At 67.1% G+C, this 21,543-nt stretch carries 18 protein-coding genes; 7 read left to right on the top strand and 11 right to left on the bottom strand.

Going from position 1 to position 21,543, the window contains the following annotated elements; translation table 11 throughout:
* Positions 1-70: 70 nt before the first annotated feature.
* The 3 genes from ACFW6D_RS27630 to sucC all read right to left on the bottom strand — a co-directional run bounded on the left by ACFW6D_RS27630 (position 71) and on the right by sucC (position 3,488).
* Positions 71-1,111: a DUF5336 domain-containing protein gene (locus tag ACFW6D_RS27630; RefSeq protein ID WP_379332849.1), complete on the bottom strand. Its 1,041-nt coding sequence runs from the start codon at positions 1,109-1,111 to the stop codon at positions 71-73.
* Between the two features lie 278 nt (positions 1,112-1,389).
* Positions 1,390-2,307, bottom strand: coding sequence for a succinate--CoA ligase subunit alpha (gene sucD / locus ACFW6D_RS27625; protein ID WP_379332847.1), 918 nt, complete (start codon positions 2,305-2,307; stop codon positions 1,390-1,392).
* An 11-nt stretch (positions 2,308-2,318) separates the two neighbouring features.
* Positions 2,319-3,488 (bottom strand): ADP-forming succinate--CoA ligase subunit beta, encoded by a 1,170-nt coding sequence (sucC, locus tag ACFW6D_RS27620; RefSeq protein ID WP_379238974.1) that lies wholly within the window; start codon positions 3,486-3,488, stop codon positions 2,319-2,321.
* A 483-nt stretch (positions 3,489-3,971) separates the two neighbouring features.
* Here sucC and ACFW6D_RS27615 point away from each other — a divergent pair, with 483 nt between their 5' ends.
* Both ACFW6D_RS27615 and ACFW6D_RS27610 read left to right on the top strand, forming a co-directional pair.
* Positions 3,972-5,024 carry a M23 family metallopeptidase gene (locus ACFW6D_RS27615; protein WP_379332846.1) on the top strand — a complete coding sequence of 351 codons (1,053 nt, stop codon included), beginning with the start codon at positions 3,972-3,974 and terminating at the stop codon, positions 5,022-5,024.
* Between the two features lie 207 nt (positions 5,025-5,231).
* Complete coding sequence (locus ACFW6D_RS27610; protein ID WP_379332844.1) at positions 5,232-6,653, top strand: DUF1731 domain-containing protein; 1,422 nt, start codon at positions 5,232-5,234, stop codon at positions 6,651-6,653.
* Between the two features lie 89 nt (positions 6,654-6,742).
* Here ACFW6D_RS27610 and ACFW6D_RS27605 read toward each other — a convergent pair whose 3' ends face one another.
* Complete coding sequence (locus tag ACFW6D_RS27605) at positions 6,743-9,295, bottom strand: UvrD-helicase domain-containing protein (protein ID WP_379332842.1); 2,553 nt, start codon at positions 9,293-9,295, stop codon at positions 6,743-6,745.
* 380 nt (positions 9,296-9,675) lie between these two features.
* Here ACFW6D_RS27605 and ACFW6D_RS27600 point away from each other — a divergent pair, with 380 nt between their 5' ends.
* A complete protein-coding gene (locus ACFW6D_RS27600; protein WP_379332840.1) occupies positions 9,676-9,969 on the top strand; it encodes a chorismate mutase in 294 nt (97 codons plus the stop codon).
* Between the two features lie 97 nt (positions 9,970-10,066).
* On the opposite strand, the gene ACFW6D_RS27595 is transcribed toward ACFW6D_RS27600, so the two are convergent.
* A complete protein-coding gene (locus tag ACFW6D_RS27595; RefSeq protein ID WP_379332839.1) occupies positions 10,067-11,524 on the bottom strand; it encodes an NAD-dependent succinate-semialdehyde dehydrogenase in 1,458 nt (485 codons plus the stop codon).
* Between the two features lie 89 nt (positions 11,525-11,613).
* Here ACFW6D_RS27595 and pgi point away from each other — a divergent pair, with 89 nt between their 5' ends.
* Entirely contained in the window at positions 11,614-13,254 is a 1,641-nt protein-coding gene (pgi, locus tag ACFW6D_RS27590; protein WP_379332837.1) for a glucose-6-phosphate isomerase, read from the top strand.
* Here pgi and ACFW6D_RS27585 read toward each other — a convergent pair.
* From ACFW6D_RS27585 to ACFW6D_RS27570, 4 genes are all read right to left on the bottom strand, one after another.
* A complete protein-coding gene (locus ACFW6D_RS27585; RefSeq protein WP_379233293.1) occupies positions 13,223-13,789 on the bottom strand; it encodes a potassium channel family protein in 567 nt (188 codons plus the stop codon). The genes pgi and ACFW6D_RS27585 overlap by 32 nt on opposite strands.
* Before the next feature lie 183 nt (positions 13,790-13,972).
* Positions 13,973-14,638: a nucleoside/nucleotide kinase family protein gene (locus ACFW6D_RS27580; protein ID WP_379332835.1), complete on the bottom strand. Its 666-nt coding sequence runs from the start codon at positions 14,636-14,638 to the stop codon at positions 13,973-13,975.
* Between the two features lie 49 nt (positions 14,639-14,687).
* Complete coding sequence (locus tag ACFW6D_RS27575; protein WP_379332833.1) at positions 14,688-16,316, bottom strand: acyl-CoA dehydrogenase family protein; 1,629 nt, start codon at positions 16,314-16,316, stop codon at positions 14,688-14,690.
* Positions 16,317-16,329: 13 nt separating this feature from the next.
* On the bottom strand, positions 16,330-16,935 hold the full coding sequence (locus ACFW6D_RS27570) for a TetR/AcrR family transcriptional regulator (protein ID WP_379332831.1): 606 nt from the start codon (positions 16,933-16,935) through the stop codon (positions 16,330-16,332).
* Between the two features lie 194 nt (positions 16,936-17,129).
* On the opposite strand from ACFW6D_RS27570, the gene ACFW6D_RS27565 reads away from it, so the two are divergent.
* Together ACFW6D_RS27565 and ACFW6D_RS27560 are read left to right on the top strand one after the other, a co-directional pair.
* Positions 17,130-17,891 carry a crotonase/enoyl-CoA hydratase family protein gene (locus tag ACFW6D_RS27565; protein ID WP_379332899.1) on the top strand — a complete coding sequence of 254 codons (762 nt, stop codon included), beginning with the start codon at positions 17,130-17,132 and terminating at the stop codon, positions 17,889-17,891.
* The gene (locus tag ACFW6D_RS27560; RefSeq protein WP_379332829.1) at positions 17,891-19,423 is read left to right on the top strand and encodes a hypothetical protein; all 1,533 of its coding nucleotides are present in this window, start codon (positions 17,891-17,893) and stop codon (positions 19,421-19,423) included. The genes ACFW6D_RS27565 and ACFW6D_RS27560 overlap by 1 nt, the downstream gene beginning before the upstream one ends.
* Here ACFW6D_RS27560 and ACFW6D_RS27555 read toward each other — a convergent pair whose 3' ends face one another.
* On the bottom strand, positions 19,424-20,113 hold the full coding sequence (locus ACFW6D_RS27555; RefSeq protein ID WP_379332827.1) for a TetR/AcrR family transcriptional regulator: 690 nt from the start codon (positions 20,111-20,113) through the stop codon (positions 19,424-19,426).
* 57 nt (positions 20,114-20,170) lie between these two features.
* Here ACFW6D_RS27555 and ACFW6D_RS27550 point away from each other — a divergent pair, with 57 nt between their 5' ends.
* A complete protein-coding gene (locus ACFW6D_RS27550) occupies positions 20,171-20,902 on the top strand; it encodes a DUF4386 domain-containing protein (protein ID WP_379332825.1) in 732 nt (243 codons plus the stop codon).
* Here ACFW6D_RS27550 and ACFW6D_RS27545 read toward each other — a convergent pair.
* Positions 20,851-21,534, bottom strand: coding sequence for a TetR/AcrR family transcriptional regulator C-terminal domain-containing protein (locus ACFW6D_RS27545; protein ID WP_379332823.1), 684 nt, complete (start codon positions 21,532-21,534; stop codon positions 20,851-20,853). The genes ACFW6D_RS27550 and ACFW6D_RS27545 overlap by 52 nt on opposite strands.
* Positions 21,535-21,543 lie beyond the last annotated feature (9 nt).

Here is a 21,543-nt window from a genome sequence, read left to right as displayed (position 1 = left end):
CGCGAGCCCACAGGCGTACCTGTGGGCTCGCGATCGAACCTGAACCACCATGCGCGGCAGCCGTCGGTCTTTACTTGTTGTCTTCGTTCGGACGGAACGCGGTAGTGGCGTCGGCCGCCGGATCGGCGGTCTGCTCACCACCGAACGGCTGCGGCTGCCCCGGCGACGACGGCTGCGCGCCACCGTAGGTCGGCGAACCGAACGGCTGCTGGCCCGACTGCTGCCCACCGAAGGTCTGCGTGGCGCTCTCGTCGGGACGCGGCTGTGCCTGCGGCGCCGCACCATACGGCGAAGGCTGCTGAGCCTGCGGGGCACCGTACTGCTGGCCGTACGGCGACTGCTGGCCCGGCTGACCGTAGGACTGCTGTCCCGGCTGGCCGTAGGACGGCTGCTGCGCCTGCGGCATCGACGGCGAACTCTGCTGGCCGTACGGCGACGGCGACTGCGTCGGGTACTGCCCACCGGTCTGCGCCTGGCCGTAACCGGTCTGGCCGTAGGCCTGCGGTTGGCCGGGGTTCTGGCCGTAACCCTGCTGGCCGTAACCCTGCTGACCGTACTGGCCGCCGTACTGACCCGGCTGCTGTTGCGGCTGAGCCGGTTTCGGCGCTGGCGCCTTGATGATGCCGAGCCCGAACAGCAGTGCCAGCACCATCAGCACAGCGACGATGAACGAGAACGCGGCGACCGCGAACGCGCCCCACTGCAGTTCCATGCCTTCGCCCACGCTGATCAGCGACACGACGACGCCGAGGAACGAGGCCACCGCGAGCGCCGCGGCGACGCCGAGGACGTTCTGCTTGGGCAGCAGCGACAGCCCGGCCAGCAAGGCGGCGGCCAGGATGAGCGAAGCGAGCGCGCCGTTGCTGGACTCGAACATGCTGCCGGTCGAGGTCTCACGCAGCGCGGTGAAGCCGATATACGGCGCGAAGCCGAGGAAGAAGGTGACGACGCCGAGTCCGGCGGCGGCCGCGGTCAGAATGAACGGCAGCCCTTTGCCTTCCGAAGCGGTCGCGGTCGATGGCGCAGCCGCAGCGGCTCCGGTGCTCGGGCCCTGAGGCGCGGCGGGCGTCGCGGGTGTGTTGTACCCGGAGCCCCCGGTCGGGTATGACATGTCTCGTCGTCTCCTTGTCGAGTCGTGCGCATCGGTCGCGTCGAACTGACTGGCGCGGTGTCCGATACCTGACGCTACTGCACGCCAGGTCCCCGGTCATCACCTACCGATCCGGGCTGTGGATAAACCATCGCCTGTGGATAAGTCGACGAAGGCCGCCCAGGTTAAACCTGAAGGCGGCCTTCGACAGTGTGAGAATCAGATCACGCAGTATTCAATTCGCCTGCCCCGGGGGCCCTGCGTGGTTACGCAAGCTACCGCCTCCGGGCCCTGACCGGTCAGGCAGAAGCGATAGACGCCTTCTCCAGGATCTCGCGAGCGAGCGCGGCGGTGGCGGACGGCGTCTTGCCGACCTTCACACCAGCGGCTTCGAGCGCGTCCTGCTTGGCCTGCGCGGTGCCACCACCGGAGGAGACGATGGCGCCCGCGTGGCCCATGGTCTTGCCCTCGGGCGCGGTGAAACCGGCGACGTAGCCGACGACCGGCTTGGTCACGTTGGCCTTGATGTAGGCGGCCGCACGCTCTTCGGCGTCGCCACCGATCTCGCCGATCATGACGATGATCTTGGTCTCGGGGTCCTTCTCGAACGCCTCGATGGCGTCGATGTGGGTGGTGCCGATGACCGGGTCGCCGCCGATGCCGATCGCGGTCGAGAAACCGAAATCGCGCAGCTCGTACATCATCTGGTAGGTCAGGGTGCCCGACTTCGACACCAGGCCGATCGGACCCTTGCCGGTGATGTTGTTCGGGGTGATGCCGACCAGCGCCTCGCCCGGGGTGATGATGCCGGGGCAGTTCGGGCCGATGATGCGGGTCTTCTCGCCCTTTTCGACGTTGTAGGCCCACGCGAACGCGGAGTCCTGCACCGGGATGCCCTCGGTGATGACCACGAGCAGCGGGATCTCCGCGTCGATGGCCTCGATGATGGCGTCCTTGGAGAAGGCCGGGGGCACGAACGCGATCGAGGTGTCGGCGCCGGTCTTCTCCATCGCCTCGGCGACGGAAGCGAACACGGGCAGCTCGATCTCGTTGCCGTCTTTGTCGGTGTGCTTGACCGTGGTGCCGGCCTTGCGCGCGTTCACGCCGCCGACGACGTTGGTGCCCGCCTTCAGCATCAGCGCGGTGTGCTTGGTGCCCTCGCCGCCGGTGATGCCCTGGACGATGACCTTGTTGTCCTTGTTCAGGAAGATGGACATGTTCGCGTTCCTTACTTGGCGCTGAAGGCGAGTTCGGCGGCCTTGTCGGCGCCCTCGTCCATGGTCTGGGCCAGCGTCACCAGCGGGTGGTTGGCCTCGGCGAGGATGCGGCGACCCTCTTCGACGTTGTTGCCGTCCAGGCGGACGACCAGCGGCTTGGTGGCCGCGGCACCGAGCACCTCGAGCGCGCCGACGATGCCGTTGGCGACCGCGTCACAGGCGGTGATGCCACCGAAGACGTTGACGAAAACACTCTTGACCTGCGCGTCGCCCAGGATGACGTCCAGGCCCGCGGCCATCACGGAAGCCGAAGCGCCGCCGCCGATGTCGAGGAAGTTGGCCGGCTTCACGCCGCCGTGGTTCTCGCCCGCGTAGGCGACGACGTCCAGGGTCGACATGACCAGACCGGCGCCGTTGCCGATGATGCCGACCTCGCCGTCGAGCTTGACGTAGTTGAGGTCGTTTTCCTTGGCCTTGAGCTCGAGCGGGTCGGTCGCGTCGACGTCGGCGAACTCGATGTGGTCGGGATGCCGGTACTCGGCGTTCTCGTCCAGGGTGACCTTGCCGTCGAGGGCGAGGATCTCGTCGTTGGGGGTGCGCACCAGCGGGTTGACCTCGACCAGGGTGGTGTCCTCGTTGACGAAGACCTCCCACAGCTTCTGGATGGTCACAGCCGCGGCGTCGAGCACGTCGGCGGGCAGGTGGCCCTTCTCCGCGATCTCACGGGCGAAGGCCAGGTCGACACCCTTGACGGCGTCGACGGCGATCTTGGCGAGGCGCTCGGGAGTCTTCTCCGCGACCTCTTCGATCTCCATGCCGCCCTCGACCGAACACATGGCCAGGTAGGTGCGGTTGGAGCGGTCGAGCAGGAAGGAGATGTAGTACTCCTCCGCGATGTCCTTGGCCTCGGCGACCAGGAGCTTCTTGACGATGTGGCCCTTGATGTCGAGGCCGAGAATGTTCTGCGCGTGCGTGAACGCGTCTTCCGGGGTGGCCGCGTACTTGACGCCGCCAGCCTTGCCGCGGCCGCCCACCTTGACCTGCGCCTTGACCATCACGGGCTTGCCGATTTCCTCGGCAATGGCGCGTGCTTCTTCAGCCGTGTCGCAAACACGACCCTCGGACGAAGGCACTCCGTGCTTAACGAAGAGCTCCTTCGCCTGATATTCGAAGAGATCCATGTACTCACCGTCTCGTCTGCGTTGCTATGACAACGTCTTTGTTGGCGGCCCGACGTCGTAGCGGGTCGGTCGGACTGTAACTAGTCACGGGGAGGGCTAAACGACCACGTTCATAGTAAGTGGCGCAGGTCACGACCGTTTACGGGAGTCCCGAAAAACCGCTGGCCAAGGCTACTGGCGAGTAGTTTTGTGGCGTTTTCCAACGCCTTGCCAGGTCGGGCCACTTAAAGCCAGAGCACCCCGCCATCTACTACGTTATGTCGTGGACGGACCTCACCCGAGATGCCGGAAAACGGTGAGATATTCCGTCGCGTTACGGTGACGAATGTCACACTGAGGTGTACGTTTCCGACCAGCGCTTGCCACTCTGCAATCGCTTCGTTACCGTCAATGCGGTCGAAGTCACAACCAGGTCACGACAACCAGGTCACGACTGGCAAGTCAGGACTGAGGAGGACGACATAGCGTGAGGTACTTCATCCGATGAACCACCGCTCCACCCTTCCAGTCGAAAATCGCACCCCCTCCGGGCATCGTTACCGGCATGCCGACGACTACACGTCGCATCCGGAAGCCCGTCGAGTTCCGGCCGCGCAGCCCCGCAGCGCTTGGCCGCAGACCGATGACGTGTGGCACAACCAGACCACCTGGTCCGACGACGCCGCTTGGACACCCGCCGAAGACGAATGGACCGCGGACGAGTCCTACGACACCGGCACCTACGGCGCCGACTGGGCGCCCGCCACGGCCGAAGAGACCACCGCCGAAGAACGTCCAGCATCGCGCCGTGCCGAACGTCGTGGCGGCGCGCACCGCGTCCCCGCTCCGCCCGCCGCGCTGAAGGGCCGCGCCGCGGTCATCGCCGTCGCCGCCGGTGCGGTGGTCGCCGCCGGACAGGCCGCCATGGCCGATCCGGGCCAGCCCACCACCGGTATCGATTACGAGGCCGCGGGCCAGGTCCACGAGATCGCCGCTCAGTCGATGAACACCGCCGAGGTCGACCCCCACACCGGGGCCGCCCCGCAGGTGCTCGACGCCACCACCATCGCCGACAAGAACCACTTCGACGACATCCTCGCCAAGGGCGCGAAGTTCGCCGAAGACCTGGCCGCCCAGGAATCCGCCAAGCTGCGGCCCCTGTTCGCCAAGTTCTCCGCGGGCAACTACACCTCAGGCTTCGGCGCCCGCTGGGGCGTCCAGCACCTCGGCATCGACGTCGCGGGCCCGATCGGCACCCCGATCTACGCGGTCGCCGACGGCACCATCATCGAAGCGGGCCCGGCCTCCGGTTTCGGCATGTGGGTCCGCGTCCTGCACGACGACGGCACCGTGACGATCTACGGCCACATCGACACCGCGACGGTCTCGCAGGGCGAACGAGTGCTGGCAGGCGATCAAATCGCCACCATGGGCAACCGTGGCTTCTCCACCGGCCCGCACGTGCACTTCGAGGTGTGGTTGAACGGCACCGACAAGATCGACCCGGTCCCGTGGTTGGCCACCCGCGGCATCAGCCTGGGCTCCCAGCGCGACTAGCTTGCGTGCTGTTCCGCCTCTCCGGGTCTTCAGGCCAGACTTAGGCGCGGGGGAGTTGGGGACGCGGCAAGCTCTGGGGACGGCCCGGGTTTGCTGTCGTCGGTGAGTTACCCATGTGCTTGCGTCATCAGTTGTCGCGTGCGCCAGTTCCGCTACGTGACCAGCAGCACGCTTCCGCTGTGTGGTGTTGCAGGGTTAGCGTTGGTCATGGCTGGTACGACGAAGTACACGCAGTTCATCGGGCTCGCACCGGAATTGGTGTGGGGGGTGCTCGGGGATCTCGAGCAGTGGCCGGAGTGGAATCCCGGGGTGCGGTCGGTGCGGATGCACGGGCCCGTCGCCGTCGGCGCCACCGGCGATTACCTTCCCAACGGAAATCTCTCGGCGCGAATTCACGGGCGGTTCGCGGAACCGTTCACCGTCACCGTGTTCGAGCCCGATCGTGAGCTCACGATCGAGCAGCCCGAACCCGCGGGCACCATGCATCTCACCTGGCGGCTGACGCCCCGCGACGGCGGCACCGAGATCACCCAGGAACTCCGCTTCACCGGCCCGTCCGCCGCCGCGGCGCGCACCGTCGTGCGCCCGTTCATCGAAACCGATGCGCGCGTGAACTTCTCGCGCCTGGCCCGACTGGCAGGCCTCGCCCCCACCGACGATGCCCTCAACGTCGTCATCGCCGGCGGCACCGGCGCCCTCGGTCTCCAGATCGCCGCCGACCTGACCTGCCGCGGCCAGCGCGTCACCCTGCTGACCCGCCGCCGCAACCCGAAACTGCCGTTCCGCCAGACCGAATGGGACGGCCGCTCGGTCGGCGCCTGGTCCGCCGAACTGCGCGAACCCGGCCGCCTCGCAGTGATCAACCTGGCAGGCAAGCTGGTCGACTGCAGACCAACCGAACGCAATGTCGCCGAACTGCGTTCCAGCCGAGTCGATTCCACCACCGCCCTGGTCGCCGCAGCGGGCTTGCGCGACACCCCCGTCGACTACTGGGTCCAAGCCAGCACCACCGCCATCTGGTCCGACGCAGGCGAAACCCGCTGCACCGAAACAACTCCCCTCCCCGTAGGCCTCCCCCAAATGACCGGCGTAGCCCAACCGTGGGAAGAAGCCTTCGACCCCACCCGCGCCGACCACTGGACAATCCTGCGCACCTCCATCGTCCTCGACCCCGACGCCCCCGCCCTGAAACGCCTGGCCCAACTCACCAAAGCAGGCCTAGGCGGCCGCGTAGGCCCCGGCAATCAGTGGTTCAGCTGGATCCACATCGAAGACTGGCTGTCCATAGTCCGAGCCACCCTCGGCCTGGACCCCACCGTTACCCTCCCCAACGGCATCCTGGTCGCCGCCACCGAATTCCCCGTCCGCAACACCGAACTGATGTCCACCCTCCGCCGAACCCTGCACCGCCCCCCATCACCCCCGACCCCCGCAGCAATCCTGAAGGTCGGCGCAATAGCCCTCCGCACAGACCCCGCACTAGGCCTCACCGGCCGCCACGCAACCTCCGAAGTCCTCCACAAAGCAGGCTTCGACTTCAACTACCCCACCCTCGACGAAGCCCTGACCGACCTGTTCGGTTCCGCCTCTCCGCGTCTTCAACGTGCCGTCCGGGACCTCGACCGTTAGCTCTCGGCCTTACGTCATGCGCGCGGCGACTGGGAGGTGGTTGGGAAGTTACCCATGTTCTCGCGAAATCAGCGGGTTCCCCAACCGCCTCACAGCTTCACGATCGTCCGGCTGAACTGCGGAATCAACCGAATCTTGCCAGCGGACCCGAAGTCGATCGTCACCGTAGCCAACGGCCCCACCCCGTCAGCAGCGACAACCCGCCCCAACCCGTACTTGTCATCGGTAACCCGATCGCCCACCGCCAGAACGAGTTCGGTGTTGTTGCGCTTGACAGCCCCACCCGGCGCCGGCCGCCGCTCACCGCTCCCCCCACGCACACCCGGCCGCTGATCCCACCCACTCCCACTGGTCCAATCCCGATCGAACCCACTGTCCTCCCCCCGACGCCGCCCCCGCTGCGGCGACATCACCGGCTCCAACCGCCGCCAATCCAACAAATGCTGCGGAATCTCCTGCAGGAACCGCGATTCCGGATTGGAAACCGGCTGCCCCCACCCGGATCGCACCACGGCGCGCGAAAGATAAAGCCGCTGCCGAGCCCGCGTGATCCCCACATAAGCCAGCCGCCGTTCCTCGGCCAACTCGTTCGGATCACCCAGCGCCCGCATGTGCGGGAACTGCCCGTCCTCCCACCCGGTCACGAATACCACCGGGAACTCCAACCCTTTGGCCGTGTGCAGCGTCATCATCGTGACCACACCCGTGCCTTCATCCGGGATCTGATCGGTATCGGCAACCAGCGATACCCGCTCGAGGAACGCAGCAAGCGACCCCGGCTCCGGCTCACCGTCACCGGCCTCGGGAACCAGTCCTTCCTCCCGCGCCGCCTCGGCATTGTTGAACGCCTCGGAACTGAATTCCCGTGCGACGCTCACCAATTCGTTGAGATTGTCGAGCCGAGCACCGTCCTGCGGATCGTCGGAAGCTTCCAGCTCCGCCCGATACCCGGTGCGATCGAGCACCGCCTCGACCACATTGCCCACATCGGGATAGTCACTGTCGGCCCGCTTACCGGCCACCCGAATCTCGTCGAGCAGATCGAGGAACCCCGCGATGGCCCGCTGCGCACGGGTATTCAGCAACGCGACCTTCCCGTCGGCCGCATCACGCAGCGCCGCCGCGAACCCGATCCCCCGCTGTTCGGCGTGCACCGCCACACAAGCCTCGGCCCGATCACCGATCCCGCGCCGCGGAGTGTTGAGAATGCGGCGCACACTCACCGCGTCCTCGGGATTCTCCAGCACGCGCAGGTAGGCCACCACATCGCGCACTTCCTTGCGCTCGTAGAATCGCACCCCACCGACGACCTTGTACGGCAGGCCCATTCGGATGAAGATCTCTTCCAGCGCACGCGAATTGTTGTTGGTGCGATAGAACACCGCCACGTCGCCGTAGTTGGCGTCGCCGGTGTCGACGAGCCGGTCGATCTCCTTGGCGACGAAGGAGGCTTCGTCGTGTTCGTTGTCGGCGACATAGCCGGTGATCAGTTCACCCTCGCCGGAATCGGTCCACAGCTTCTTCTCGCGCCGGTTCTCGTTACGCGCGATCACCGCGTTGGCGGCGGACAGGATGTGCTGGGTGGAGCGATAGTTCTGTTCCAGCAGAATGGTTTCCGCATCGGGGAAGTCGCGTTCGAATTCCTCGATATTGCGGATCGTGGCCCCACGGAAGGCATAGATCGACTGGTCGGCGTCACCGACCACGCACAGCTCGCTCGGCTCGACCTCCTGCTCCGCACTGTGATGTCCGACCAGCTCACGCACCAGCACGTACTGGGCGTGGTTGGTGTCCTGGTACTCGTCGACCAGCACGTGCCGGAACCGGCGCCGGTAGTACTCGGCGACCTGTGGATGGTTCTGCAGCAGCGCGACCGTCTCGCCGATCAGATCGTCGAAGTCCATCGCGTTGGCCGAGCGCAACCGCCGCTGGTACTCCGCGTAGACCCGGGCGACCAGCGCGGGCAGTTCGGTGTCGTCGGCTTCGGCGTCGGCGGCGGCCTTTTCCGGACCGATCAGTTCGTTCTTCAGATTGGAAATAGCGGTCGACAGCAAACGCGCCGAATACTTCTTCGTGTCGATCTCGAAATCGCGGCTGATCATCGTGAGCAATCGGCGAGAATCGTCGGCGTCGTAGATCGAGAAATTCGAATTCAGGCCCGGCAGCAGTGCCGCCTGCATCCGCAGAATGCGCACACAGCTGGAATGGAAGGTCGACACCCACATGCTGGCCGCGCGCGGACCGACCAGCCCGGCGACGCGTTCGCGCATCTCGGCGGCGGCCTTGTTGGTGAAGGTGATGGCCAAGATCTCACCGGTGCGCACCCCACGCGCCGCCAGCAGATAGGCGATCCGGCGGGTGAGGACCGCGGTCTTGCCCGAGCCCGCGCCCGCCACGATCAGCAGCGGCGACCCCGCGTGCATCACCGCGGCACGCTGGGGCGGGTTCAGTCCGTCGAGTAGCCGCTCGAGCTCCTCGGCGCGCTGTTGTTCGCGCTCCTGACGGCGCTGCGACTGTTCGGCGCTGTTGCGGGCCGCCGCCTGGGCAAGCGTGGAGGCACCACCGTCCCGAGGCGGTAGCGCGGCGGGCGCCGGTTCGCTGGGTTCGGCTGCTGAGGCGTGGGGAGCGACCGTGATATCCATCGTCTGTCCACGCTACCGGCGGGCACCGACAAGCTGCGAACTGCTCCCGCCAGGGTGACCTGGCGACGACCGCTGGGCAAACTACTGGTGAACGAGCACAGCTCCGCGCGGGGACCACCTGGTGAACGTTCTCAGCGAATTCATAAACGGAACTGTTTTGCCTACTTACCTGCCCGTGGCAGACTGGGCCACATGGTCAGCGCTTCTCCGCATGCCCGGATCGGCCGCCGATCCGATATCGTGACGGGGAGTACGGCTGATTGCGCACTCCCGGGGGGATCCAGTACAGCCCATCGGGAAAAGTTTCAGGGTGACGGAACAGATCGGGTAACAGGCCGTTCGGTCCGACCGATCCAAGTTCTGACACGAGGAGATGAATGATGAGCACCCCTGCTACGACCACCGGGTCCGATTCGGCCTTGCCGCAATCCGAAGCCGAGATCGACAAGCTTCGCCTCGAGATCGACGAACTCGACGCCACGATCCTCGCCGCGATCAAACGCCGCAGCGAGATCTCCCGGATCATCGGCCGCACCCGGATGGCATCCGGTGGCACGCGCCTGGTCCACAGCCGTGAGATGAAGGTTCTCGAGCGGTTCAGTGAGCTCGGCCAGGAGGGTCACACCCTCGCCATGCTCCTGCTGCGCCTCGGCCGCGGCCGCCTCGGCCGCTAGGCCACCCCATAGATCACGCGGCGGACCAGCCAGTTCGCCGCTGCCGAAAAGCCGCCCCGGGTGCAACATCATCCCCGGGGCGGTTATTTTTATCGTCTCAGGTCAGGGCGATGTACTTGGTGTTGAGGTATTCCTCGATGCCCTCGGTGCCGCCCTCGCGACCGAAGCCCGATTCCTTGACCCCGCCGAACGGGGCGGCCGGGTCGGAGATGACGCCACGATTCACCCCGACCATGCCGCTCTCCATACCCTCCGCGATGCGAAGCGCCCGGTCGAGATCCCGGGTGAAGACGTAGCTGACCAGCCCGTATTCGGTGTCGTTGGCGGCCGCGACGCCTTCGTCCTCGGTATCGAAGGCGACGATCGGGGCCACCGGGCCGAACACTTCCTCACGCAGAATGCGCGCGGTCGGCGGAACATCGGCCAGGATCGTGGCCGGGTAGTACCACCCCGGACCGCCGGGAGCTTTGCCACCGACCAGCACGCGAGCGCCCACCGAAACCGCATCGTCGACCAGCTCGCTCACGATCTCGCGCTGGTCCTCGCTCACCAGCGGGCCGAGGGTGGTCGAAGGATCGGTGCCCGGGCCCATCACCACGTTGTCGGTCATCGCGGCGACGAACTTCTCGGTGAACTCCGCGACTACCCCGCGCTGCACGTAGAACCGGTTGGCCGCGGTGCACGCTTCGCCGCCGTTGCGCAGCTTCGCCTGCATGGCACCGGCCACGGCGGCGTCGATGTCGGCATCGTCGAACACGACGAACGGGGCGTTGCCACCCAATTCCATGGAGGTGCGCAGCAACCGGTTCGCGGACGCCGCAACGAGTTTCTTGCCGACTTCGGTGGAACCGGTGAAGGTGAGCTTGCGCAGCCGCGGATCGTCGATCAGCGGGCCCGTGACAGCCCCGGAACGCTGCGTGGTGACCACCGACAGCACCCCATCGGGCAGGCCGGCCTCACTGCACAGCTTGGCCAGCGCCAACATGGTCAACGGCGTCGCCGAGGCAGGTTTGACGATCATCGTGCAGCCCGCCGCCAGCGCGGGCCCGATCTTGCGGGTGCCCATCGCCAGCGGGAAATTCCACGGCGTGATCGCCAGACACGGCCCCACCGGCTGCTTGGCGACCATGATCCGCCCGGTCCCCGACGGCGCGTTCAGATACCGCCCATGAATCCGCACCGCCTCCTCACTGTTCCACCGGAAGAACTCGGCCCCGTACCGCACCTCATTGCGACTCTCCGACAGCGCCTTGCCCATTTCCAGCGTCATCAACAACGCGAACTCCTCCGCCCGCGCAGTGAGCTGCTCGAACACCGCCCGCAGAATCTCCCCCCGCTCCCGCGCCGGCGTAGCGGCCCACGCCGCCCCCGCCGCGACAGCCGCATCCAAGGCCCGCATCGCATCCTCGGGAGTCGCATCAGCAACCTGCGCGATCACCGTCCCATCCGCCGGATTGCGCACGTCGAAAGTCCCACCCCCCGTGGCCTGGACAGGACCGGAACCGATCCACAAACCCTTCGGTACGAATTCGAGTACGTCGCGTTCAGACACCATGTCGCCAGACTAGGCCTGTTGTCGCGACCACCACCTCGAACCCATGAACACGCAGCGCCGGTCGATGGCCGACGCGGTACCCTCGGCACGTGAGCAGCGACATCACCGCGTCAGCGGCCTGGCAGGCACTGCACAACAATCACCGCACCGTTGCGCCGATGCATCTACGGCAACTGTTCGCCGATGACCCGGCGCGCGGCCGCGAGCTGACGATGCAGGTGGCCGATCTGCACATCGACTACAGCAAACATCGCGTGACCCGCGAAACCCTGCGCCTGCTCATCGATCTCGCGCGCACGGCCGGTGTACCGCAGCGCCGCGACGCGATGTACTCGGGCCAGCACATCAACACTTCAGAGGACCGCGCGGTCGGCCATATCGCCCTACGTCTGCCGGTCGGCGATCAGCTCTGTATCGACGGCACCGACGCCGACGCCGAGGTGCACGACGTGCTGCGCCGGATGGGCGAATTCGCCGATTCCGTGCGCTCGGGTGCGTGGCGCGGCGCGACCGGCGAACGTATCCGCACCATCGTCAATATCGGCATCGGCGGCTCGGATCTGGGCCCCGACATGGTGTATCGCGCACTGCGCCACTATGTCGACGCGGGCATCGAAGCGCGTTTCGTCTCGAATGTGGATCCCGCCGATCTGGTCGCCAAGCTCGCAGGCCTCGACCCGGCGACGACGCTGTTCATCGTCGCGTCCAAGACCTTCTCGACGCTGGAAACCCTCACCAACGCCACTGCCGCCCGCCGCTGGCTGGTCGACGCACTGGGCGAGGAAGCCGTCGCCAAGCATTTCGTCGCCGTGTCGACGAACGCGGAACGGGTGGCCGCCTTCGGCATCGATACCGCGCACATGTTCGGCTTCTGGGACTGGGTGGGCGGACGCTACTCGGTGGATTCGGCCATCGGCCTTTCGGTGATGGTGACCATCGGCAAGGAGCAGTTCGGGGAGTTCCTCAGCGGAATGCACGCCATAGACAAGCATTTCGCCACCGCCCCGCTGGAAGAGAACGTGCCGGTGCTGCTGGCGATGCTCGGCATCTGGTACTCGAATTTCTTCGGTGCGGAATCCCGTGTGGTGCTTCCTTATTCGAACGATATGGCCCGATTCCCCGCCTATCTGCAGCAATTGACGATGGAGTCCAACGGCAAGTCGGTGCGCGCCGACGGCACCCCCGTCACCTCCTCGACCGGCGAGATCTTCTGGGGCGAGCCGGGCACCAACGGCCAGCACGCCTTCTACCAACTCCTGCACCAGGGCACCCGCCTGATCCCCGCCGACTTCCTCGGCTTCGCCAAGTCCACCGACGACCTGCCGACCCGCGACGGCACCGGCAGCATGCAGGACATCCTGATGAGCAACCTGTTCGCGCAATCGAAGGTGCTGGCGTTCGGCAAGACCGCCGAGGAGATCCGTGCCGAGGGCACCGACCCGGAACTGGTGCCGCACAAGGTGATGCCGGGCAACCGGCCGAGCACCACGATCCTGGCGACGGAGCTCACGCCGTCGGCGCTGGGTCAGCTGATCGCGCTCTATGAGCACCAGGTGTTCGTCGAGGGCATCATCTGGGGTGTGGACAGTTTCGATCAGTGGGGTGTCGAGCTGGGCAAGCAGCAGGCTCTCGCGCTGATGCCGTTGCTGAGCGGGCCGGAAAAGCCGGTGTCGGTGGGTGATTCGTCGACCGACGAGCTCATCGAGTGGTATCGGGCCCATCGCCGCTGATCTTGTTCGCGGCCTGGGTGGCGGCCTGAATCCGACCGGTCACGCTGCTGGTGATGATGGTGAGCAGGGTGCCGAGCACCACGAGGTCGAACACGATCTGCACCATGGTCGCGATCCGCGCGACCTGGCCGACGGGATGCACATCACCGTAACCGACGGTCCCGAGCGTGACCAGCGTGTAATACAGTGCGTCGGTCCGGGTTTCGAGTCCGTCGAATTGATCCGGATGTAGCTGCTGCAGCCGGAAGTAGAACAGTGCGAACACCACGCCGACGATGCACACGAGCAGCAGCAACCCGTCGACGCGTCCGCCCGCAGCGGTCGGCGCCCGCAGATAGCTCTGGACTCGCCGCCACACCAGCCAGCCGAGCCCGGCAATTCCGGCGAAGAACATGCACACCCCCGCCAAGCGTCCCGGCCAGGCATCGAGCTCGAACGCCCACCCCACCGGCACGCTGTAGTACAACAGCACCGCGAACACCGCCGCCGCACCGTTACGCGTCGCATGTCCGGGCACCCACCGACCTCGCGTCATCCCTCCATGATTGCCCCGAGCCCACCGTTTTCCGTGCCACACGCGCCGAACGGGCGCACGGTTGCGCGCGGAATGGGATCGGACTGGCGTCATGACACAATCGGGCCGCTTTCAGTCAGAAAACTGATCAAAAGAGCGCGAATTGCGTGATTACGCCAGTCGTCGGCGAGCGAAACCGGTGGATCAGTTCACCCGGAAGCTGGGGCCCTCGGCAGTCAGGACGTAGTCAGCGCGGTTCCTGCTCGCGGCGATCAGGTCGGCATTGCGCAGGTCGCTGCCCGCCACTTTCTCGCTCGCCTCGTCGGGTGTCCGCCCGCCGACGGTGTGCCGGTGAACCAGGCGTTCGGTGAGCACCGGACGAGGTGCGTCCAGGTACCAGCATTCATCGAGCAGTCCGCGGACCTCCGCCCAGCCGGGCGCTTCGGCGTCGGTCAGCAGCAGGTAGTTGCCCTCGACGATGACAACGCGCTCATCGCGGACAACCACCCCGCCGTCGGTGGGTTCGTCGATCGCCCGGTCGAACAGCGGCCACGGTACCGGCGTACCGACGGGTGTCTCCCGCAGCAACCGCAGGTCAGCGACGAACCCCGCCGCGTCGAAGGTGTCCGGCTCGCCCTTGCGCGCCAACGCGTTCCGAGCTCGCAGGACCTCGTTGCGCAGGTGATAGCCATCCATCGGCGCGACCACCGCCGCACGACCGGCCTCTCCGAGCTCCGCGCAAAGCCGCTGCGCGAGCGTAGATTTCCCTGCCCCTGGCGGCCCCGCGATGCCGAGCAGAAACCGCGCCGACCGCACGGGCACATGCTGAGCCAGTTCGCATACCGACAGCACCCCATTCGGCAAGGTCACCGCACTACCCTACCGACGGGCGCGGGCCACGAACTCGATACTGCCGGACTTACTGCACGTCGACGAACCCGCGCTCGAGGATCGCGCCGGTGTCCACGCCCACGGGCAGCGTGCCGAAGGCGATGCCCCAGTCGCCGCCGAGGCGGGTCGCGCAGAAGGCATCCGCAACGGCCGGATGACCGTGGCGGACCAACTGCGCGCCTTGGAGAACGAGTGCCATCAGTTCGACAACGCGACGGGCACGGTATTCGATATCGGACAGGTCGGTCAGTTCCTTGCCCACCCGGCCGATCGCATCGTCGAGGCGCGCATCCGCACCGCGGGCGAGCCCGACCTCGGCGAAGTACGCCTCGACCGTCTCGGGCTGACGCCCCATGGCGCGCAACGCATCCAACGCCGCCACATTCCCCGAACCCTCCCAGATCGACATCAACGGCGCCTCGCGATACAGCCGCGGCATCCCCGATTCCTCCGCATACCCATTGCCGCCCAGGCATTCCAGCGCTTCTGCGGCATGCGCGGGCGCGCGCTTGCAGACCCAGTACTTGGTGATCGCGAGGGCGATCCGGCGCAGCGCGGCCTCGGCAGGATCGGCACCGGCACGATCGGTGGCCCCGGCCAGCCGCATCATCACCGTGGTCGCGGCATCGGATTCGACGACGAGATCGGCGAGCACATTGCGCATGGCGGGCTGGTCGATCAGCTCGGCACCGAACGCTTCTCGGTGTCTGGCGTGGTGGATCGCGGTGACCGCGCCGAGGCGCATACCGGTGGCCGAGCCGATCACACAGTCGAGGCGGGTCATGTTGACCATCTCGATGATCGTCTTCACACCTGCGCCCTCGGCACCGACGAGCCAGCCGGTGGCGTTCTCGTACTCGATTTCCGAGGAGGCGTTGGACTTGTTGCCCAGTTTGTCCTTGAGCCGCTGAATGCGAATCGGGTTGCGGGTGCCGTCGGGCAGCACGCGCGGGAGTAGGAAGCACGACAGGCCGCCCGGGGCCTTGGCCAGGGTGAGGAACATGTCCGACATGGGCGCCGAGGTGAACCACTTGTGCCCGACGATGCGGTACGAACCGTCGGGTTGCGGTGTGGCGGTGGTGGTGTTGGCCCGGACATCGGAGCCGCCCTGCTTCTCCGTCATCGACATGCCCGCGATGAGACCGGCCTTGGTCGATGGTTCGCGCAGACCGAAATCGTAAGTGCGCGAACCCAACAGCGGCTCGAAGCGGGCGGCGAGTTCGGGGTTGTGACGCAGCGCGGGTACGACCGCATAGGTCATCGAGATGGGGCACATGTGTCCGGCGTCGGCGGCACCCCAGGTGAAGAACTTGGCGGCGCGGGCGGTGTGCGCGCCGGGCCGCTCGTCCAGCCACGGTGAACCGTGCAGGCCATGTGTCACAGCGACATTCATCAGGTCGTGCCAGTGCGGGTGGAATTCCACCTCATCGATCCGATTGCCCCACCGGTCGTGGGTGTGCAGGACCGGCGGGTACTCGTTGGCGAGCCTGCCCCACTCCTGCGCCTCGAAACCGCCTGCCAGCACGCCGAGTTCGCGCACCTCGGCTTCGGCCCAGCCTGCTCCTTCGCGGTGCAGGCCTTCCAGCAGCGCGGGGTTGCGCGCGGCGTCGAAGGGGATCAGCGGTGGCGCCTGATTGAACACTTCGTGGGTCGGCATGAGACTCCTTCGACTACAACGTTTCCGGGCGGGCGCCGAGCGCGCGCACGGCGAAGGCGACCAATTCGGGAATGACGGTTTCGGCGTGCGGCGCGGCGGCCAGCGGCCCGACGAGCACCTCACCGATCGCGCCGACGAGGGCGGCGGCGGTGAGGCTCGAATCCTGTGCGGGCAGTCGACCTTCGGCGACGCCGTGCGCGATGGCGGTCTCGAACGAGGCGGCGAACGCGCGCCGGAACTCCAGCCGCTGCGCATCGACGGCCGGATCGACGGGCTCGGCCAGCAGCACATAGGCCAGCTTCGGATTCTTCAACGCACGACCGGCGAAGGTCTCCACCGCCGCGGTGACCCGCCCGACCACATCACCGTCGGCCACCGCGGCCCGCACCGCGTCGACCTCGCGGGCGACCACTGTCTCGAACACCGCCGCGACCAGCTCCGCCTTGTTCTCGAACTGCTTGTACACCGTGCCGGTGGCGATCCCCGCCTCGGCGGCGACCGCGGCCATCGACAATCCCGCGAACCCCGCCCGCGAGAGCACCCCGGTGGCACCCTGCACGATCAGCGCCCGTTGCGCGTCGAGCCGGGCCTGCACGGCCGGGGTCCTGCGATACACCATGCAAAGAAGTGAACCACCGATTCACCCCTTCACACAAGAGCACCCTGGCCGTATCGTCGAAGAATGGAACCAGGCCCAACCGCCGCCGACCGCGCGCAACCCCGGCAGCCCGTGGCCGAGCACGGCTTAACCGCCGCCGAGAGCAGCGCGCGAGGGCAATCCGCCAACTGCAGTGGGGTGAAGCGGTGAGTCCAGTGCGAGTGGAGCACGCGGGCCCGGTGACGACGGTGATCTTGGATCGACCGCATGCGCGCAATGCGGTCGATGGGCCGACCGCGCAGGCGCTGGTGGACGCGTTTCGTGCCTTCGAGGCCGATCCCGCGTCCTCGGTGGCGGTGCTGTGGGGCGATCACGGCACGTTCTGCTCCGGTGCCGATCTCAAAGCTCTCGGTACCGAGAACAGCAATCTCGTCACCGAAGACGGGGACGGGCCGATGGGGCCGACCCGGCTGCGGCTGTCCAAGCCGGTGATCGCGGCGGTCTCCGGGTACGCGGTGGCGGGTGGTCTCGAACTCGCGCTGTGGTGTGATCTGCGAATTGCGGAGCAGGACGCCACTTTCGGTGTGTTCTGCCGCCGCTGGGGCGTCCCGCTCATCGACGGCGGCACCGTGCGATTGCCGCGCATCGTCGGCGAGGGCCGCGCGCTCGACATGATCCTGACCGGCCGCCCGGTGAGCGCACCCGAGGCGCTGCAGATGGGCCTGGTCACCCGCGTCGTACCCACCGGCGACGCCCGCCGAGTCGCCGAGGAGCTGGCTGCCCAGCTCGCCGCCCTCCCCCAGACCTGCCTGCGCACCGACCGCGCCGCGCTCTACGACCAGTACGGCCACCCCGAAGAGGAGGCATTGCGCATCGAATTCCGGCACGGCATGACGGCCCTGTCCGGCGGTGCGCTCGACGGTGCCGCCCGCTTCGCCGCGGGCGAGGGCAGGCACGGCAGCACCGGCCACCGCTGATGGATCACCTCACCGTCGTCGACGAAATCTTCCTGCGCACCCACCGCGGCATGGGCACCCCCATCGCCCTCCAGGGCCTCTGGCGAACCCCCGACGCCATGGAACCCGTTCTCCTACAAGCGATTCACCACCACCTACGCCTAGGCCCCCTCAGCCGCCGAGTGGTCAACCCCCGAGTCCCCGGCGCCCGACGCACCTGGCACCCCAACACCAACGCCCATCCCCTCGACCTCCTCCCGAGTGCCCGGCACGGCCGTGCCGAGGAGGCTGCCAAGGCTTCCCGTAGCTCCAGCACCGAAGTCGAGCCCGCCGACAGCCACGCCCACAGCGACGGACACACCCCACCGCACGGCCGCGCCCAGGCAAGCGATTTCCTCCGCGTCGGCCCACTTTCCGACAGCGAAATCCTGCCGTGGGCCGACACTCTCGGCACCGACCTCGACCCTGAGTTCGGCCCCGGCTGGCGTCTCTCCGCCGCCTACCTCGAAGACTGCGGAACAGTTGTCGCCCTGACCTGTTCGCACGCGCTCGCCGACGCCCGCGGCCTGATCCACGCCATTACCACCGCCCTCCGATCCCTCGGATCGGCCGACACCGACCCAGCGCACGATGGCGGACCGGCACAGATCGGCCCAACACCTGTCGCAGGAATACGAAGTGGCACAGCATCTTCGGAATGGATGGATGCAGTCTCCCAATGGACCACGATCCTCGGCGGCACCGCCCGTGCACTGCACCAGAGACTTCCTCGACTACTCGCACGCCCCTCCCGTGCAGCATCCTTTGACGACGTCCCCGGCAAAACCCGGACCGCTTACAGCAGCACAACCGGCGAGGCCCCGCCACCGATCCAGGGTTCCGACACCACCACCGACCGGTCAACGACTGTGCCGAACCAGCGCACCGACAGACGCCTGCACCCACTCCTACTCACCTTCGACGCCACCCACTGGAACACCACCGCCACCACCCTCGGCGCAACCCCCAACAGCCTCTTCATCCACCTGATCGCAAACATCCTGTGGCACAACGGCTTCCCGAGCCCCACGATCACCGCCAGCCTCCCGGTGGACACCCGCGACGAACCCCGCGTCGACAACGATCTCGCGATGACCGAGATCACCATCCACCGCTCCGACACCCCCTCGACAATCCGCGACAAAGCCAAGGCGGCCTACCAGCGCCGAATGTCCAGTCCCGCAGGGCTTCCCGAGGAAATACTGCAGGTCGTCCCAGACCGCTTGGCCTATGCTCTCAGCAGGGGCGCTGGTGAACGAGACATCCTGTGCTCCAACATCGGCCCGCTACCCGACGACATGCGAAAAGTCGGACCGCACAACTGCACTCGGGTGGCAGCCCGTGCCATCCACCCGGGCATCACCACCTTCCCCCGCACCCAGCTCTCGGGTTACCTCTCCCACCTCGGCAACACCTATACCCTCGCCCTGGTGAGCCTCGCCGACAATGACGCACTGCCGGAGTCCGTCGACAAGGCCTGTGCGGCAATCGGATTACCTCCCCAGCCCTGGTAGTCAGACGTCGGCTATCCCGGTGAGCAAAGCACGTAACCCCCACACGAACTGATCCTCGGAATTCCACGCCGCCATCGCGTCAACCTGCGCGGCAGTGCGTGGCCAGCGATCGGCGTCGAGCAGGGCAAGCCCCTCGCGCCGTTGGGCGACGCGCTCGGATTCCGGTGCGAGCGGCGGCTTTCCGTCTGTCTCGGCGACATTGAGCGCGATCCCACCGAGTACCTGCACGATCACCGCGTACACACCGTTGGCCTGTTTCGCCGCGGGCAACCCGCCCCGGGCCAGGCACCCGAACATCGCCTCGCCGACGTCGCCTGCCGCCTGCCCGTCCATCGGCCCCGACATCATCAATATCGCGACCGCCGGATGCGCGAGCAGCTCGCCGCGCAGGCCGAGTGCGAAGCCGATCACCCCGTCGGTCCACTCCACGCTCAGGTCGCGCAGGGGTTCGAGGGAAACCGCCGAGAGCACGCGTTCGATCACGGCGCGTTCGAGATCGGCCCGGCTCGCCACGTAGGTGTACACCGCGTTGGGATTCACCCCGAGCGCGCCCGCGACGGCCCGGATCGACAGCGCCCCGATTCCGCCCTCATCCAGCAGCCGCAACGCGATGTCGACCACCTGCTCCTCGGTGAACGAACGCCGAGTCGGCCGTGACGCGCCGACACCTGTTGACTTCGCCTTCGACATGCGATGAACTGTACCCCGTACAGCCATCTGTACCCCGTACAGCCAGAATGGATTCTCATGCGGAACACGTCATCGACAGAGCACCGCTGCCCGCCCGTCCGCCCGACGAGCCGCGGACAATCGCTCGCCACCATCACACTGCTGATCGGCGCCCCGATACTGATGAACCTGGCGTTCCTCGGCCTGGGGACGACGTTCGATTACCCCGACGTCCTCCAGCTGCCCGCCACCGAGGTCCTCGCCCGATTCCGGACCGAGCAGCGCACGATTATCACGCTGTTCACCGTGCTCGCCGCCGCGGCCTGCGCGTTCGTCCCGCTGTCGGTCCTGATCGGCCGCCTCGACGATTCACCCACGATGCGCTGGGCGGTGCGCGCGGGCGTCGCCGCGGCCATCGTGCAGACGATCGGCCTGCTGCGCTGGCCGCTGCTCGTCCCCACCCTGTCCGATTCCGCGATCGACGTTTTCGAACGGCAGCACATGCTGCTCGGCACCCTGCTCGGGGAAACCGTCGGCTACACCATGACCGCGATCTGGACAGCGCTGGTCGCCAAGGCCCTGCGCACCCCTGGCTGGTTCGCCGCACTCGGCTACACCAGCGCCGCCGCCATCGCCACCGGCGTGGTCGTCCCACTCGGCATCGAACCGGCCGCCGTCATCAACTTCGTCGGCTATCTACTGTGGAGCGGGTGGCTACTCGCCTTCGCCGCCCTGCTCGCGAAGGGTACGGTCGCCCGTCAGGTCGCCGTCATCCCGACGAGCAACACTCGAAGCCCCCAGACGAACTGATCAACCGAAGTCCAAGCCGCGATCTCCGCCAGATGCGCGGTCGCACGCGGCCACCGTGCCGGATCCAGATCCTGTAAAGCCTTGCGGCGAGCCGCGATTCGCTCCGATTCCGCGGGCAGTGGTGGCTTCCCGTCGGTTTCGGCCACATCGAGGGCGACCGAGCCGAGCACGTACACGAACACCGCGTAGACCCCGTGCGCGCGAATCGCCGCGTGCAGCCCACCACGGGCCAGGCACGCGAACAGCGACTCGGTCATATCGCGCGCCACCGGCCCGTCCGCCGACGGGCTGTCCATGGGCCCCGACATGATCAATTCCGCGACGGCGGGGTGTTCGAACAGCTGCCCCCGGATACCGAGCGCGAACTGGATCACCGCCGCGGTCCACTCCACACCGTCGTCGGTGAGCGGCACGAGCGACACCGCCGACAGCACGTGTTCGATCACCGCGCGTTCGATGTCGTAGAGGCTGCCCGCATCCGCACGCACCGCGTCCGCGTCGGCCCCGAGCCGCGCCGCGATCGCGTCGATCGACAGGGCGTTCGCCCCGCCCGCGTCGAGGATGGCGAGCGCGGCGTCGACCACGCGCGCCTCGACGATCGGGCCGGTACCTGGGGTTTCGGCCTCAGACATGCGTCGCAC

The organism is Nocardia sp. NPDC058705, from assembly GCF_042749305.1.
In the GTDB taxonomy this organism is placed as follows: Bacteria; Actinomycetota; Actinomycetes; order Mycobacteriales; family Mycobacteriaceae; genus Nocardia.
Note: the sequence above shows the minus strand (reverse complement) of the source record. Positions and strands in the feature narration are given on the sequence as shown.